Origin of the sequence: Pseudenemella bisphenolivorans (genome assembly GCF_051133435.1) — a bacterium.
GTDB lineage: Bacteria > Actinomycetota > Actinomycetes > Propionibacteriales > Propionibacteriaceae > JAAYAO01.
Window position 1 is genome coordinate 155,787 of sequence record NZ_JBPGNY010000001.1, and the last position, 15,755, is coordinate 171,541.

The following is a 15,755-nucleotide window of genomic DNA, read 5'->3' on the forward strand; positions in this document are numbered from 1 at the left end:
CCTGAACGTAAGTGCCCCCGAGCAGCGCGGCAAGGGCCAGTACCATCTGTAAGGAATTCGATTTCCGCCGAAAGATGGAGCTGCTGTGCGTAACCCGGAAGTCATCGTGTCCGGCCTGACCCTGCCCGAGGGGCCCCGTTGGCACCAGGGACTGCTGTGGTTCTCCGACATGCACGCACAATGTGTGCGAGCAGTGCGCGCCGACGGCACGCCCGAGGTGACACTCGAGATGCCAGATGCCTGTTCCGGACTGGGCTTCTTCAGCAATGGGGACCTTGCCGTGGCCGCCATGCACACCCGCAAAGTGCTGCGGTGGAGCGTCGCCGAGGAAACGCTGCGGGAATGGGCGGATCTGAGTGATCTCGCGTCCTGGCACGTCAACGATCTGACCGTCACCGAGACCGATCACGTCTTCGTGGGCAACTTCGGGGACGACACAGCTCCCCCGACGCCCTGCCACCCGGCGAACTTGGTCGTCATCGACCCGGACGGGCGAGCGAGCGTGGCCGCCGAAGACATGTATTTCGCCAACGGCATCGTCGCCCTGCCGGACACCCTGCTCGTGGCCGAAACCCGCAGCACGCCGCCCCGGGTCACGTCCTTCCGGCGCTCCGGTGATGAACTGAGCGAGCGTCGCGTCCTGGTCGAGTTCGACCGTCCCGACCGGATGCCCGACGGGATGGCCTTCGACGGTGAGTTCCTCTGGGTGGCGTCACCGTTCAGTCAAGAAATCCTGCAGGTCACTCCGGACGGGCTGCTCGACGCCGCCCACCCCGTTGATCAGATGCCTTTCGCCGTGGCGGCGAACGACGACACGGTCTTCGTCTGCGTCTCCGACGATTGGGTTCCGGAGGTGTGCCTGTCCAGTAGGTCGGGCAGAATCCTGGCTTTTCGGAAGTAGCCTCACTCGCCCCAGCCGAGCTGCATCACGCTCGCACCTTCGGGCAGTGGACGGGCCACCGACCACAGCGCGTGGAAGTGGTGCTTGCGGATGCGCCATTGCCCGTCGACCTTGACGTAGCTGTCGTCGTAGTTGCCGCAGGTGAGTCGTTCGGTGCGGTCGTGCAGGTTCACCTGACGGAACCGCAACGTCCACTGCCCCACTGCTTCGGTCTCGGAGATGATGTCGATGCTGGGGTGCATGGCGTGGTGCATGTCGAGGATGAAGTAGCCGTCCTCCCCCTTGGCCAGGGCGATCCGCTCGTAGATCGCCACCAGGTCGTCCACGGTGTCGAACTTGCCCAGTGGGCCGTAGTCCAGGTCGGCACCCTCGGGCACGAAGCAGTCGCGGAAGGCTTGCGGGTCCTTGGCGTCACAGGCCCGCAGATAGCGGTACTTCAACTGTTCGATCTCGTGCCGCGCTTCGAGGGCGGCGATCTGCTTTTCCAACTGTTCGGTCATGGGTATCTCCGCTCAGGAATCGAAGCCGTACGGAATCACGGTGGCATCGTCGGACAGGGGTTGGCTGAACATCCACAGGATCGAGAACTCCTGTTCCTGGATCCGCCAGCGGCCGTCGACCTTGACGTAGCGGTCGGTGTAGGTGCCGCAGTTGATCACCTCCACCCGGTCACGGGTATTGACCTCGCGGAAGCGCAGCGTCCAACGGCCGGTGGCTTCGGTGTCGGAGATGATCTCGATATCGGGGTGCACCGCGTGGTGCATGTCGTAAACGATGTGGTTGCCGTCGTCGTCCTTGCTCAGGAAGTAGGCGTTGAACACCTGCAGCAGTTCGTCCACCGAGTTGAAGTGGCCCATCGGGCCGTAGCCCAGGCTGGCGCCCTCGGTGACGAAGCACTCCCGGAACTCGTCGAAGTTCCTGGCGTCGACCGCCCGCAGGTACCGGTGCTTGAGTTCCTCGATATCCCGGATGGCTTCGAGTCGGGCGATCCGTGCTTCCAGGGACGGGGTCGCGTCGTTCATGGGTGTTATCTCCTTGCTGGGTGGGAACCTCTGGCGCGGTGAGAACTGCCGGGCTACTGGGTGATCGACCAGCCTCCGTCGATCACCAGCAACTGGCCGTTGAGGTAGGTCGCCAACGGCGACAGGCTGAACAGCACCGCCCAGGCGATCTCGTCGGGTTCGGCGACCCGGCCCAACGGAATGCGATCCAGGATGTCCTGACCAAGGTCGCTGGCGGTGAAGCCGGCCAGTCGCGGGGTGCCCACCATGCCGGGCGCCACCGCGTTGAAGCGGGCCTCGGTACTGCGGTAGGCCGACAGGTGGCGGATGTACCCGGCGATACCGGCCTTGGCCGCCGAGTACCAGTTCGATCCGGTGCCGACCTGGGTGCCGGCGACCGAGGCGGTGGCGCACATGGCCGCGCCCACGACACCCGGTTCGGTGCTGCCGCCGGGTTCGCCGGCCAGCCAGGCATCGGTGGCAGCGCGGATCGAGCCGAGCACCAGCCGAACACCCTCGTCGAAGGACAGGTCGAGGTAGGACGGCGGGCCGGCGTTGTTCACCAGGTAACGCACCCTGCCCTCGGCATGGGCGGCCTGCATCGCCTGTTCGATGGCCTCGTAGTCACCCACGTCGACGCCCCGGGCCAGCGCGCGACCCCCGGAGTTGTTGATTTCCTCGGCCACCGCCTCGGCCCCATCGAGGTTCAGGTCCCAGGCCTCGACCTCCAGGCCGAGTTCGGCGGCACGCGTTGCGACGCACCGTCCGATGCCACTGGCGGCGCCGGTGACGACGATCCGATCACCGGCGGTGAAGTTCAGGTCGGTCATGCAGTTTCTCCTTCGGTCGCGCTCACGGTGCTATCCACGCCCGCCCCAACAACACGGTGCCGTATCCGGCCGGTTCGATGCCGTGGACGTTCTTGGGCCAGGCCAACACGTCCGACATGGCACCCAGGCTGACGAAGGGGACGTCGTCGTTGATGCTCTGCTGCAACTCGTTGAGGATCCGCTGCTGACTCTCGGCGTCCGGTGCGGAGCGGAACTTGTCGATCAGAGCGTCGCGTTCGGGTGTTGTTGCGGTGCCGAACAACTGGTTGCCGTCACTGTGCAGGGCCGCACTGAGTCGGCCGTAGACATCCGATTCCATTATCCCGACGGCCCAGTAGACGGTGTCGTAGTCCTTCTTGAAGATGCGTTCCACCTGCTCGGGCACGCTGCGCAGCAGGTCGACCTCGACGGTGAGCCCGACCGCTTCCCATTGGGCCTGCACCGCCAGTGCCACATCCTGACCCGAACTGGTGCCCAGGTACTTGACGGTGCCGTCGAAGCCGTCGGCCTTGGCCTCCTCGATCAGTCGCTTGGCCTCTTCGGGATCGGGTTCGAGCCCCTGTTGTTCGGTGTGCCATTGCGAGTACTCGGGGAACAGGCTGGAACTGTGGATGCCCTTGCCGTCGAAGGCGCGCTCGTAGACGACCTTCGGGTCGATGGCCAGCTGCAGCGCCTTTCGCACCCGTGGGTCGGAGCCGGGCCGGCCCTCATCGGCGTTGATCTGGAGCACCGCCCCGCCACCGATCATGGCCATCGAGCCGCAGTATTCGTCCTCGGCGAAGAGGTCCTGCACCTGGTTGGGGCTTCGCAGCATCGCCACCTGGGCACCGCCGGACTGCAGGGTTTCGATATTGGTTTGCGCCGAACCGAGGTAGATGAAGCGCACCCCCTCCAGGTGGGGTTTGCCGGCCCAGTACTTCTCGTTGGCGCTCATCGTGATGCTCTCGCGCGGGACGTGCTTGTCCAGCACGAACGGGCCCGCCCCGATCGGCGTGAACGCTTCGCCCGCACCGGAGGAGGGAGCGACGATCATCCCCGGCCCGAGGGAGAGCATCACCTCGAAGGTCGACCAGGGCTTGGCCAGGGTGATCTGTACGGTGCGCTCATCGGTGACCTCGACCGCCGAGACCGAAGAGTTCCACAGTGCACCGTCGGGAGCAGTGGGTGTCTTGGCGTACCGTTCCATGCTCCACTTGACGGCTTCGGCATCGACCGGTGAGCCATCGCTGAAGGTCGCGTCCTCGCGAAGGGTGACGGTGTACTGCGAGAAGTCGTCGTTGGCCTCGACCGCCTCGGCCAACTGCGGCACGTATTTCTTGGCGGCAGGGTCGTAACGCAGGAGGGGTTCGAACACCGCAAGCACCTCGACGCCACCGGTAGCGGCCGGCGGGCGGGTCACGGCCGGGTCGATCGCCGGTGGTTCGGTGAGCATCGCCAGGGTCAGCGTGCCACCCGCGACCGGGTCGCCGGGCGCCTCATCGGTACAGATCGGGCCGTCCTTGAACTCGAATCCGCCGTCCGATCGGGCGGTGTCCGACCCCGGGTCGCCGGCCTGACGGTCGCCGCCGGTGGCGCAACCGGCCAGCAACAGCGCGGCCGCGATGAATCCCATCCCCACTTTGGAGAGTCCGTACCGCATCGAAAACCTCCCGCGGAGAAAAGCCTTGCGGTGAGGCTAGTGCCGATGGACTGGCCAGCAAACACATTGTCCCAGAGGGGCTCTTACTCAACGGGAGGTTGCCCCGTCCCCGAGCTCGCAACTGCCAACATCGGCGACATCCCGGAAGGAATCCGCTATGCGCAAGAAACTCCTCGCTTCGTTGGCAGTGGCCGGTTTGGTCCTGTTGTCCGCCTGTGGTGCTCGAACGCCCGATGATCCGGCTGGTGAACCGACCTCGGGGAAGAAGGCCGACGAGCTGGCGCACTACTTCGGTGACGTCCAGAAGGAGCCGAGCGGCACTCCCAAGGACACGCTGAACTTCGGGGCCTTCCAGGAACCGGCTGCGCTGGATCCGGTGGTCGCTCAGGGCACCGGCACCTCGGGTGGCAACGAGTTGAACGCCATCTACGACACGTTGTTGACCTATAACGCCGAGACCCTCGAATACGGTCCCCGACTGGCCGAGTCGTACAGCTACAACGACGACGGCACCGAACTCACCCTGAACCTCCGCAAGGGCGTGAAGTTCAGCGACGGCACCCCGTTCAATGCCGAAGCGGTGATCTTCAGCCTGAAACGTCACATCGAGACCCCATCGCGGTTCGGTGCGGCGATCGGCCTGGCCTCGAAGATGGAAGCCGTGGACGAGCACACGGTTCGATTGAGCTTCGAGCAGCCGAACTACGGCATTCTGGGCGATCTGACCAACATGCCGGGAGCCATCGTGTCGCCCACCGCGGTGCAGAAGCTGGGTAAGGAGGGGTTCGGCAACAAACCCGTCGGGGCCGGGCCCTACCTGTTGGAGCGGTGGGCGCCGGGTGAGGATCTCGTCCTGACCGCCAACCCCGACTATTGGGGTGGGGAACCCAAGACAAACACCCTGCGCTTCGTCTACCTGGGCTCGGGCGAAACGACCGCCGACAGCCTGGCTTCAGGGTCGATCGATGCGATGTTCACCCGCGAGGCGATCATCTCCAACCGACTCTTGAACGAGTCGCGCGGCTTCATCGAGCCGACGTCGATGGCCCAGATCATGTTCATGAGCACTCGGGAAGGCCGTGCCACCGCCGATCCGCGCCTGCGCAAGGCTCTGGTGATGGCAATCGATCCGAAGGTGATCAACGACCGGGCCTACGAGGGCACCGCGATCCCGAGCAAGAACTACGTCCCGGAGGGCGCAGCCCTGTTCGGCAAGAACACCACCTTGGAATACGACCCCGAGGGGGCCAAGAAGCTGGTTGAAGAAGCCAAGGCCGACGGCTTCGACGGCAACATCGACTTGATGTGCGACCAGACGGCGCAGGAGCGCGATGTCTGCCAGGTGCTGGAGGCGCAGTTCAACGCAGTGGGGTTCACGACCAAAACCGACTTCCGCCGCGACAAGGTGCAACAGATTTGGGTACAGCGGGAGTTCGAGGTCGGCCTGACCAGTCAGGCGATGCCCGATACCGACATCGGCTCGGTGGCCTGGAACAACTACGGCTCCACCTCGGCCACCAATGTCACCGGGTACGACAACCCGGACTTCGACAAGGCGGCGATCGAGATGCGCGGCGCCAAGACCACCGACGACAAGCGCAAGGCCCTGACCAACATCCAAACGGCCCTGGACGAGGATCCGCCGGTCGCGATGCTCGCCACGATGGCCACCACGGTCGCTTGGAATGAGAACGTCACCGGCATCGAACCTGCGGGCGCCTACACCGTCCACTTGGACAAGGCGGTCGTCACCCAGAAGTAGGACGTGTTGCCACGCCGCCCCCTAGGATGGCCGAAACAACGGCGACGGCGGAAGAGCGAGCTTTCATGGCAACGATGGACGAAAGACGAATGATTCGACTGCTTGTCAATCCGGACGACAAGCAGGCTCTGGATGCGTTCATCGCCGAATACGGCGTCGATGCCGTCGACCGCGATGGCAGAACATTTCTGATGTCGGCCGTTGCCAAGAACAACCTCGAACTGGTGTCGTACCTGATCGGCAAGAACTACGACCTTTCCGCCACTGACAACCAGGGCATGACGGCTCTGCACATGGCGGCGATCCACGACTTCCCCGAGGTGGCCGAACTGCTGTTGGACCACGGCGCCGAGATCGACCCGACCGATGCCTGGGGCAACACCCCGCTGTGGCGGGCGGCGATGAACTCCCCGGAGCAGAACAGCGCGACGGCGAATCTGCTGCTCGCCCGGGGCGCGGATGCCGGTAAGGAGAACAACTCCGGCGTGGCACCCAGTGCCCTGCTGCACAACTGACGGCTACCCCGTCCCTCCGGACGAAACAGTCCCAGGGCGCAGAGCTTGTGCGTCCGTGGTGTCCGGCGAAAGCGCCTTGACCGGGCGCGTGGCCGCCACACCGATCAGCAACACGGCCAGCACGAGGGCAACTGCCGGGATGCGGAACATCTCGTGCGGATACATCAGGGTGCGCCAACCGAGACAGGTCACCACGGCCGCTTGCAGCAGAACCACCCACGACAGGGCGTCGCGCCGTCGGACGGCGATGACGCTCGCGACCGTCAGAACAACGGCGATTGCGATGATGCCGGGCACGACCGTGGTGCCGATCTGAGAGCTGAAGAAGTCTCGCTCCCGGAGGGCTGCTGCGTAGTCGAAGATCTGGAACCAACCCCGCAACGGCAGGTCGATGTTGCCCTCGTCGTACGTCTTGGCGGCGGCGTCGAAGCGGTTGCGGACGAAGTACAGCCAGGCACCCAATGCCAGTGGCCCGGCAAGAAACGCGAGCAGGCGACCTGGGTGTAGTCGACGCCGCCCGACCACTGCCACCCCCTCGGCGATGGCCAGGGCTACCGGCACGAGCACCAACTGCTCCTTGAGCAGACACAGAGCCACCACCATGATGGCCAGCACCGCCGGGTTCGATCGCGGTCGGGTCAACCACAGCAGGACGGCACAGGTCAGGGCCACCTGCGCGGGTTCGGTGAGAGCCGTGGAACTGCTGTACAACAGGCCGGGACTCATCGCGACGGCCAGGCCCCACCACGGTGAACCACCCAGGCGGGCAACGAGCCGGGACGCGAAGAACCCCGCCGCGAACATCGACCCCAAGCTCATTAGCCAGAACACCCAGGGCAATAACGAAACTTGCCCCGCGCTCATCACTGCAGCCACCCACGAGTACAGCGGATGTCCATACCGGTAGGCGGCGAGATCAATGAGGGTGTGAGCCTGTCCCATTGCGAAGGGATCCAGGGCCATCGCGTAGAAGTAGACGCCGTCATAGTGCTCTGTGGACGAAACGAAATGAAACCCCGGGTCGATCGCACGGATGTACTCGGCCATTGGAGAAGCCTCCGACACATTGAGCAGAAGACTCGGATGGAATGCCGGGCGCTTGGCCGCCCACTGGGTAATGAGTGCAGCGAGAAACGCCGACAGACCGCACCAAAGAGCAACGACTTCAGGTTTTGTCGGCCGGCGGAGTACTGGCCAAGGCATCATGTCCATACCGGCACTTACGTGAGTTGATTGCCAAAGGTTCTGCCCCTGCAGACAGAACCTCTCGGCCAGAACTCGCGTTCATGAAGGCGTGGGTAGAGCACGGGCACGACTGTCAACCCAGAGGACAGAGGTGGTGGAAACGACTGACTTCGATGACTTCGTGCGTGCCACGTCTGGTCGTCTACTGGGAGCTGCCCGACTGCTGTGCGGATCGGTCGACCGGGCAGAAGATCTGGTGCAGGACGCATATGCGCGCGCCTATCTCAAATGGGACCGGATCCGAGATGAAGAACCATATGCCTATGTCCGGCGCATCGTTATCAACCGCAACACCGACTGGTGGCGCGGAGGTTGGTGGCGAGAGCACCCCCGTGACTACATAGAGGACCATCCCGCGAGGACCGACTTCGTGAGCGACCTCGCCACCCGTGACAGCGTCTATCGTTCCTTGCGCGAACTGACCCGTCGCGAGCGAGCAGTCATCGTCCTGCGTTACTTCGAAGGCGCTTCCGAGAAAGAAATCGCCGACATCTTGAACGTCGCGGTCGGCACCGTGAAGAGCACAGCCAATCGCGCTCTGACCAAGATGCGCCGTTCGACCCACCTAACACTCGACATCGAGGAGGAAGCCGATGACTGATCTGCACAAGAAGCTCAGCGAAGCGGCCGGCCATCCCGAGGCAATCGATCCTGTCAAAGTGACCGCCCGAGCACGTCATCTCCGGACGAGGCGTCGCACCGCCTCAGCGGTCTTGGTCACCCTTCCGGTCGTGCTGCTTCTGTCGACTGTGTGGATCGTCACCCGACCATCGGGTACCGAAATCGCTACCCAGCCGACATCGCCGACGGGGACGCAAACCCCAGCGCCAACACATCATCCCGACGCCGACACCCCATCCAACCCTTATGACCCACGATCCTTATCCACGTGGGTGGACCGCTGGGGTTTCTCCACCGGCCCGGAATCCCGATACTCCCCCGACCACACACGTATAGCGGGACACCTCCCAACGGGTGGCATCAACGTCGGCCTGCTATGGCAACTGCACTATGCGTCCGACACCTCTGCCCCGCTCCAATGCTCTGGTGATTTGCTCCACCTCGGTTGCGACCGATATGGCACGGCCATCCGCTACATCCGGGACTATCCGGACGGGCGATACCTGATCATCGAACGCCTCCTACCTGACGGCACTCGACTCGCAGTGGCCATTGAGACCTCGCCGACCTTCGCAGGAACACCCGCTCAAGTTCCCAGCGTGGAGCACTACACCGATCTTGTCGCCAGCGCCCCTTACCCCGTCCCTGCAGCAGCACCTGACCCCGCTCCGGATCCCCCGGGTACGCCCCCCATCACGATGCACGAAGTCCCCGCCATTCAGACCGACATCACAGATCCGCTCCCGTGAAGTCATCGCCCAGCCCACTGAGCATGCGATCTCACCAGCATTCGGTGTAACCATCCGGCCCGAAGGGAGCGAGCCGGAGGCACGGAAGACCGCCCCAAGGACTGGCCTCGGCGCCGGAAGCGGCGGTATGGGCAGCGGGGAGTCGACAGGATGGATCGGGCCGCATGCTCACCGTAGGCGCCGTCACCCAGAAATAGTGCGAATTCCACTCCCACTCACTGAAATGGCAGTTCTCGGACGGGGAGGCGCAGACAGCAGCATTGGCGGTTCCAGTGAAAGGACTCCGATGCGCAAAAAGCTCTTCGCCTCCCTGGCCGTGGCGGGTCTCGTTATCCTGTCGGCCTGTGGGGTTCGCACCGATGACGGAACCGACGGTGGCGGCGGAGATCCCGCCGGCTCGAACGCCGAAGAACGAGCCAAGTTCTTCGGCAATACCGATACCGAGCCCAGCGGCACCCCCAAAGACACCTTGAACTTCGGGGCCTTCCAGCCCCCCACCGCGCTCGATCCGGTGAAGGCTCTGGGCACCGGCACTTCCGGCGGCATCGAGTTGCATGCCATCTACGACACGTTGTTGACCTACAACCCCGAAACCCTGGAGTACTCGCCGCGCCTGGCCGAAGACTTCAGCTTCAACGACGACGGCACCGAGCTCACCATCAACCTGCGTGACGGGGTCACCTTCACCGACGGCACCCCGTTGAACGCCGAAGCGGTGATCTTCAGCCTCAAGCGGCACGTCGACACCCCGTCCCGCTTCGGCGCCGGGGTCGGACAGGCCACCTCGATGGAGGCCCCGGACGAACACACCGTGGTGCTGAAGTTCGACCGGCCCAACTTCAGCTTCCTGGGCGATCTGACCAACCTGCCCGGCACCGTGGTCTCCCCCACCGCGGTGAAGAAGATGGGCGAGGAGGAGTTCGGCAACAACCCGGTGGGCGCCGGACCGTACAAGCTGGAGCGGTGGGCGCCGGGTGAGGAACTCGTCCTGACCACCAACCCCGATTACTGGGGTGAGGCGCCGAAGACCAAGAACCTGCGCTTCGTGTACCTGGAGAACGAGGAAACCACCATCGACAGCCTGCGCAGCGGCTCGATCGACGTCATGTTCACCCGTGATCCCGAGATCGGCGCCCGGCTGCAGAAGGACTTCAACGGATTCGTCGAACCCACCTCGATGGCCCAGATGGTGTTCATGAACAACCGGGAGAAGTACGCCACGTCCGACCCGCGAGTACGCAAGGCGATGGTGCACGCGCTCGACCCGAACGTGATCAACGACCGGGCCTATGAGGGCACCGCGATTCCGAGCAAGTCGGTCGTGCCGGAGGGTGCTGCCCTGTTCGGTGAGAAGACCTCCTTGGAATACGACGTCGAGAAGGCCAAGAAGCTGGTCGAGGAGGCCAAGGCCGACGGCTTCGACGGCAACCTCGACATCCTGTGCGACCAGACCCCGGCCGAACGCAAGGTCTGCCAGGTACTGCAGGCCCAGTTCGATGCGGTCGGTTTCAACAGCAAGGTCGAGTACCGCCGCGACAAGGCCAACAAGGTGTGGGCGGAGCACGATTTCGAGGTGTCCCTGTCGTACACCGCGATGCCCGACACCGACATCCCGGCGAACCTGTGGAACAACTACGGGTCGACCGCCAACACCAACGTCACCGGTTATCAGAACCCGAACTTCGACACCGCCGGCATCGAACTGCTCGGGGCCAACACGGTGGAGGACAAGCAGAAGGCGCTGGCGAAGGTGCAGCAGGCCTTCGACGAGGATCCGCCGATCGCGATGATGGCCACCATGGCCACCACCGTCGGTTGGAATGACAACGTGACCGGCATCGTCCCCTCGGGGGCCTACACGGTGTTCCTCGATCAGGCGGTTGTCAGCGACAACTGACTCTCCGAACGCACGAACACAGCCCTCCGCGGTCCCGGCCACGGAGGGCTGTGTCGTTCGGTTTCCAGTGCCCCGTCCATCGGCCTCATGGGGCCGGCTGCGGCCCATTGGCCTGTCACAATGTCCGGTGCTGGGGCAGGGCGCCCCGCGATCCCGAGGAGAACTGATGCACCCACCTTCCGGACCGCCTGCCCAGCCGCCGCACCAACCGCCGCACCATCCACCGCACGAGCGACCGTCCGGTGCCCCGCCGCACCGGGGGTATCCGCCCCACGGCCCGGCTTTCCACGCGCTGGCACCCGCCCCGGCCGAGGGACGGCCCCAGCGACGGGTCTGGCCGATCGTGCTGCTGGGGGTAGGGCTGGTAGTCGCCGCTGTCACCCTGCCGGGGCTCCTGCTCCTGTTGTCCAGCCCGCAGCCGCGGCTGGCCGTCCTCGCCCCCGACGAGGCGACGTATCGCTTGCAGGTGGACGGGGAGGACGTTGACAGCTTCACCGGAGGCAAACCCCGACGCTTCGTCGAGGGCACTGCGGGCACCCACACGATCACCCTGATCGGCCCCGGCAGCACGGTGGACTACGACGTCGACCTGAAACGGGGCAAGAACTACCTGATTCCCACCGATGGTCAGTGCTACGTCACCTTCAACATCAGGGACTATGTCTACGGCCTCGGCCCGATGCTCGGCAACGCCCGGGCCGAGGTCGTCGAACGTCACCGCGTCGATGGCCCCTTGGCGATTTCGAACGATGTCCACATCACCGGTGCCGATCTGCCCGAAGAGATCGCCGGCACCCGCAAGCAGGTCTTGTTCATCGCCGACGTGCCCTGTGACTCCCTGAATCGCAGTGATGAATCCCTGGTCGAGCTCTCGAACCTCGAGCTGCTGATCCTGCAGCGCTGACGGCCGGCGTGCGTTCAGCCGAGGTCGTTCACCCGCGGTGGGCGAACTGCTTGTCGTACAACTCCGCGTAAAGACCGCCGGTGGCGAGCAGTTCGTCGTGGCTGCCGCGCTGGACGATCCGTCCCCCCGAGACGACCAGAATCTGATCGGCATCGCGGATCGTCGACAGACGGTGCGCGATCACGACGCTGGTGCGGTTCTCCATCGCCCGGTCGAGGGCCTGCTGCACCGCGGCCTCGGACTCGGAATCCAGATGGGCGGTGGCCTCGTCCAACACCACGATCGGGGGCGACTTCAGCAGCAGCCGGGCGATCGCCAGGCGTTGCCGTTCACCACCGGAGAGCCGATATCCGCGTTCCCCAACCACGGTGTCGAGGCCGTCGGGCAGGCTGCGCACCAGGTCGGCCACCTGGGCGGCCTCCAAAGCGGCCCACAGTTCGTCCTCGGCGGCTCCGGGACGGGCATAGCGCAGGTTCGCCCCGATCGTGTCGTGGAACATGTGCGCGTCCTGGGTGACATAGCCGACCCGGTCGCGCAGCGCGGCCAGATGCCAGCGGCGCACGTCGGTGCCGGCCACCTCGACCGACCCACCGGTGACGTCGTAGAGCCGGGCGATCAGGTGGGTGATGGTGGTTTTACCGCCGCCGGATGATCCGACCAGCGCCACGGTCTGACCCGGTTCGACCCGGAAATCCAATCCCGACAGCACCTCGGAGCCGGCCCGCTCGGTGATCGCGACGGCCTCCAGGCTGCCCAGGGACACCTCTTCGGCGCTGGGATAGCTGAAGTGCACGTCCTTGAACTCCACCGACCAGGGCGCTTCGGGGGTGACCGCGTCCTCGGCCTCGATGATCATCGGCGCCAGGTCGAGCACCTCGAAAACCCGGTCGAAGCTGACCAGGGCGCTCATCACGTCGATCCGGACGTTGGTGAGCTGGGTCAGCGGGCCGTACAACTGGGCCAACAGCCCGGCCAAGGCGGTGACGGTACCGACCGTCAGCATCCCGTCCACGGCCATCACACCACCGGCCCCGTACACCAGGGCGGTGGCCAGGGCCGCCACCAGGGTCAGCGACACCATGAAGAAGCGCTGGTTCATCGCGATCTGCACCGAGACGTGCCGTACTCCCCCGGCCTTGGCCGCGAAACCGTCATGTTCGTCCTGCGATCGCCCGAAGAGTTTCACCAGCAGTGCCCCCGAGACGCTGAAGCGTTCGGTCATCGTGGCGGCCATGTCGGCGTTGTACTGCATCTGGCGGCGGGTCAGTCCGGCCAGTTTCCTGCCCATGATCCGGGCCGGAATGAAGAAGATCGGCAGCAGCACCACCGAGGCCAGGGTGAGTTGCCAGCTCAGCACGATCATCGCCCCGGCCACCAGCACCAGCCGGATCACGTTCGAGACCACATTCGACAAGGTCGAGGTGAAGGCCTGTTGGGCGCCGATCACGTCGTTGTTCAGCCGGGAGACCAGCTTGCCGGTCTGGGCACGGGTGAAGAAGGCCACCGGCATCGACGAGACGTGGTCGAACACCTGGGTGCGCAGGTCGTAGATCAGCCCCTCCCCGATGCGGGACGAACACCAGCGCTCGATCAGGGAACTCACGGCGCTGGCGATCGCCAGGCCGGCCACCACCAGGGCCAACATCACGACGATCTGTTTGTCGCCGCCGAGCACGCCGCGGTCGATGATCTCCTTGAACAGCAGTGGCGGGGCGACCGAGAGGGCGGCCCCGAGCACGACCATGGTCACGAAGAGGACGATCGTGGCGCGGTAGGGCTTGGCGTACCCGAGCACCCGGCGCCAGATCGCCCGGTCGGGCCTGAAGTCGCCGATGTCCTGGCCCTTGCCCATCCGGCGCATCAGGCCGCCCGGGCTCGCCGGACCCATTCCCATAGTCACTGCGCGCTTGTTCTCCTCATCCGGTGGTGCCGCTGTCCCGCTGGTGAACGCGACCATCCTTCATCCAACCACGCCCGACCAACTGTGTGAGTGTGCTCGGCCCGTCCCGGACGGGCAGGACGGGGTCGACGGGTCAGGCCAGGGAGATCAGGTCGGTGTAATCGGGGGTCCAGAGGTCTTCGACCCCGTCGGGCAGGATCAACACCCGGTCGGGGTCCAGTGCTTCCACCGCCCCCTCGTCGTGGGTGACCAGCACCACCGCGCCCGCGTAGGTGCGGATCGCTTCCAGCACCTCGGCCCGGGAGGCCGGGTCGAGGTTGTTGGTCGGCTCGTCCAGCAGCAGCACGTTGGCGCTGGAGACCACCAGCATGGCCAGGGCGAGGCGGGTCTTCTCCCCGCCCGACAGCACCCCGGCCGGTTTGTCGACATCGTCGCCGGAGAACAGGAACGAGCCGAGCACCTTGCGCACCTCGGTGTCGTTGAGGTTCGGCGAGGCCGACACCATGTTCTGCAGCACGCTGCGGGTGACATCCAGAGTTTCGTGTTCCTGCGCGTAGTAACCGAGTTTCAGCCCGTGCCCGGCCACCACCTCACCGGTATCGGGCTCCTCCAACCCGGACAGGATCCGCAACAAGGTGGTTTTTCCCGCGCCGTTGAGGCCCAGCACGACCACTTGGGAGCCCTTGTCGATGGCCAGGTCGACCCCGGTGAACACCTCCAGCGAGCCGTACGACTTGGACAGGTCACGGGCGGTCAGCGGGGTCTTGCCGCACGGTGCCGGTTCGGGGAACCGGATCTTGGCCACCCGGTCGCCGGCCCGCTCCCCCTCGACCCCGGCCAACAGCCGTTCGGCGCGCTTGGCCATGTTCTGTGCCGCGACGGCCTTGGTGGCCTTGGCACGCATCTTGTCGGCCTGGGCCAGCAACTGGTCGGCCTTGCGTTCGGCATTGGCCCGTTCGCGTTTACGGCGCTTCTCGTCGGTTTCGCGCTGGGTCAGGTACCGCTTCCAGTTCATCGCGTAGATGTCGATCTCGGAGCGGTTCGCGTCCAGGTGCAGCACCTTGTTGACGGTGGCCTCGAGCAGGTCGGTGTCGTGGCTGATCATCATCAGCCCGCCGGAGTAGGTCTGCAGGTAGTTGCGCAGCCACACGATCGAGTCGGCGTCCAGGTGGTTGGTCGGTTCGTCCAGCAGCAGGGTGTCGGCATTGGAGAACAGAATCCGGGCCAGTTCGACCCGGCGGCGTTGACCACCCGACAGGGTGCCGAGTTCTTGGCCCAGGACGCGATCGGGCAGGGCCAGGTTGGCCGCGATCCGGGCGGCTTCGGCCTCGGCGGCGTATCCGCCGGCGGCGATCAGTTCGTTCTCGGCCCGGGTGTAGCGCTCCATCGCCGCTTCGCGGGCCCGGTCGTCGGCGGCGGCCATCTCGTCCTCGGCCCGGCGCAGCCGCAACAGAATCCGGTCCAGCCCGCGGGCGGACAGAATCCGGTCGCGCACCAGTTGGCTGAGGTCGCCGGTGCGTGGGTCCTGCGGCAGGTAGCCGATCTGTCCCGATCTGCTGACCTGGCCCGAGGCGGGCAGACCCTCACCGGCCAGGATGCGGGTCAGTGTGGTCTTGCCCGCCCCATTGCGTCCGACCAGGCCGATCTTGTCGCCGGCGGCAATCTGAAAAGACACCGACGACAACAGCAACCGGGCTCCGGCGCGGATCTCGAGTTCACGGGCAACAAGCACGAACGTGATTGTCGCCGGGGAGATGGTCCGGTACCAAATCCCCGGCGACGTCCATCACC

At 65.2% G+C, this 15,755-nt stretch carries 13 protein-coding genes; 6 read left to right on the forward strand and 7 right to left on the reverse strand.

Annotated elements, in window-relative coordinates; translation table 11 throughout:
* Window positions 1–85: 85 nt before the first annotated feature.
* Window positions 86–901, forward strand: a complete 816-nt coding sequence (locus ACR4XW_RS00760; RefSeq protein WP_434758600.1) for an SMP-30/gluconolactonase/LRE family protein — start codon at window positions 86–88, stop codon at window positions 899–901.
* Window positions 902–903: 2 nt separating this feature from the next.
* On the opposite strand, the gene ACR4XW_RS00765 is transcribed toward ACR4XW_RS00760, so the two are convergent.
* Genes ACR4XW_RS00765 through ACR4XW_RS00780 form a run of 4 tightly spaced genes read right to left on the reverse strand, consistent with a single transcriptional unit; the run spans window position 904 to window position 4,371 of the window.
* Window positions 904–1,401: a nuclear transport factor 2 family protein gene (locus ACR4XW_RS00765; RefSeq protein ID WP_434758601.1), complete on the reverse strand. Its 498-nt coding sequence runs from the start codon at window positions 1,399–1,401 to the stop codon at window positions 904–906.
* 12 nt (window positions 1,402–1,413) lie between these two features.
* Entirely contained in the window at window positions 1,414–1,923 is a 510-nt protein-coding gene (locus ACR4XW_RS00770; protein ID WP_434758602.1) for a nuclear transport factor 2 family protein, read from the reverse strand.
* A 53-nt stretch (window positions 1,924–1,976) separates the two neighbouring features.
* The gene (locus ACR4XW_RS00775; protein ID WP_434758603.1) at window positions 1,977–2,732 is read right to left on the reverse strand and encodes an SDR family NAD(P)-dependent oxidoreductase; all 756 of its coding nucleotides are present in this window, start codon (window positions 2,730–2,732) and stop codon (window positions 1,977–1,979) included.
* Between the two features lie 22 nt (window positions 2,733–2,754).
* Complete coding sequence (locus ACR4XW_RS00780) at window positions 2,755–4,371, reverse strand: ABC transporter substrate-binding protein (protein WP_434758604.1); 1,617 nt, start codon at window positions 4,369–4,371, stop codon at window positions 2,755–2,757.
* 157 nt (window positions 4,372–4,528) lie between these two features.
* Between ACR4XW_RS00780 and ACR4XW_RS00785 the strand changes: the two genes are divergently transcribed.
* The gene (locus ACR4XW_RS00785) at window positions 4,529–6,133 is read left to right on the forward strand and encodes an ABC transporter substrate-binding protein (protein WP_434758605.1); all 1,605 of its coding nucleotides are present in this window, start codon (window positions 4,529–4,531) and stop codon (window positions 6,131–6,133) included.
* Window positions 6,134–6,222: 89 nt separating this feature from the next.
* A complete protein-coding gene (locus ACR4XW_RS00790; RefSeq protein WP_434758606.1) occupies window positions 6,223–6,648 on the forward strand; it encodes an ankyrin repeat domain-containing protein in 426 nt (141 codons plus the stop codon).
* Between the two features lie 3 nt (window positions 6,649–6,651).
* On the opposite strand, the gene ACR4XW_RS00795 is transcribed toward ACR4XW_RS00790, so the two are convergent.
* Window positions 6,652–7,860: an AZOBR_p60025 family cell surface glycopolymer formation protein gene (locus tag ACR4XW_RS00795; protein WP_434758607.1), complete on the reverse strand. Its 1,209-nt coding sequence runs from the start codon at window positions 7,858–7,860 to the stop codon at window positions 6,652–6,654.
* A gap of 127 nt (window positions 7,861–7,987) precedes the next feature.
* Between ACR4XW_RS00795 and ACR4XW_RS00800 the strand changes: the two genes are divergently transcribed.
* The 3 genes from ACR4XW_RS00800 to ACR4XW_RS00810 all read left to right on the forward strand — a co-directional run bounded on the left by ACR4XW_RS00800 (window position 7,988) and on the right by ACR4XW_RS00810 (window position 12,064).
* Window positions 7,988–8,494 (forward strand): SigE family RNA polymerase sigma factor, encoded by a 507-nt coding sequence (locus ACR4XW_RS00800; RefSeq protein ID WP_434758608.1) that lies wholly within the window; start codon window positions 7,988–7,990, stop codon window positions 8,492–8,494.
* A gap of 1,055 nt (window positions 8,495–9,549) precedes the next feature.
* Window positions 9,550–11,160, forward strand: coding sequence for an ABC transporter substrate-binding protein (locus ACR4XW_RS00805; protein WP_434758609.1), 1,611 nt, complete (start codon window positions 9,550–9,552; stop codon window positions 11,158–11,160).
* A 166-nt stretch (window positions 11,161–11,326) separates the two neighbouring features.
* The gene (locus tag ACR4XW_RS00810) at window positions 11,327–12,064 is read left to right on the forward strand and encodes a hypothetical protein (protein ID WP_434758610.1); all 738 of its coding nucleotides are present in this window, start codon (window positions 11,327–11,329) and stop codon (window positions 12,062–12,064) included.
* Between the two features lie 28 nt (window positions 12,065–12,092).
* On the opposite strand, the gene ACR4XW_RS00815 is transcribed toward ACR4XW_RS00810, so the two are convergent.
* Window positions 12,093–13,958 (reverse strand): ABC transporter ATP-binding protein, encoded by a 1,866-nt coding sequence (locus ACR4XW_RS00815; RefSeq protein ID WP_434758611.1) that lies wholly within the window; start codon window positions 13,956–13,958, stop codon window positions 12,093–12,095.
* A 139-nt stretch (window positions 13,959–14,097) separates the two neighbouring features.
* A complete protein-coding gene (locus ACR4XW_RS00820; RefSeq protein WP_434758612.1) occupies window positions 14,098–15,696 on the reverse strand; it encodes an ABC-F family ATP-binding cassette domain-containing protein in 1,599 nt (532 codons plus the stop codon).
* Between the last annotated feature and the right edge of the window lie 59 nt (window positions 15,697–15,755).

What these genes read in the sequence shown, in the direction of transcription:
- ACR4XW_RS00775 (WP_434758603.1), bottom strand. Translation starts at nt 2,732, where the DNA reads ATGACCGACCTGAACTTCACCGCCGGTGATCGGATCGTCGTCACCGGC.
- ACR4XW_RS00795 (WP_434758607.1), bottom strand. Translation starts at nt 7,860, where the DNA reads ATGGACATGATGCCTTGGCCAGTACTCCGCCGGCCGACAAAACCTGAA.
- ACR4XW_RS00810 (WP_434758610.1), top strand. Translation starts at nt 11,327, where the DNA reads ATGCACCCACCTTCCGGACCGCCTGCCCAGCCGCCGCACCAACCGCCG.
- ACR4XW_RS00815 (WP_434758611.1), bottom strand. Translation starts at nt 13,958, where the DNA reads ATGGGAATGGGTCCGGCGAGCCCGGGCGGCCTGATGCGCCGGATGGGC.
- ACR4XW_RS00780 (WP_434758604.1), bottom strand. Translation starts at nt 4,371, where the DNA reads ATGCGGTACGGACTCTCCAAAGTGGGGATGGGATTCATCGCGGCCGCG.
- ACR4XW_RS00790 (WP_434758606.1), top strand. Translation starts at nt 6,223, where the DNA reads ATGATTCGACTGCTTGTCAATCCGGACGACAAGCAGGCTCTGGATGCG.
- ACR4XW_RS00765 (WP_434758601.1), bottom strand. Translation starts at nt 1,401, where the DNA reads ATGACCGAACAGTTGGAAAAGCAGATCGCCGCCCTCGAAGCGCGGCAC.
- ACR4XW_RS00770 (WP_434758602.1), bottom strand. Translation starts at nt 1,923, where the DNA reads ATGAACGACGCGACCCCGTCCCTGGAAGCACGGATCGCCCGACTCGAA.
- ACR4XW_RS00805 (WP_434758609.1), top strand. Translation starts at nt 9,550, where the DNA reads ATGCGCAAAAAGCTCTTCGCCTCCCTGGCCGTGGCGGGTCTCGTTATC.
- ACR4XW_RS00785 (WP_434758605.1), top strand. Translation starts at nt 4,529, where the DNA reads ATGCGCAAGAAACTCCTCGCTTCGTTGGCAGTGGCCGGTTTGGTCCTG.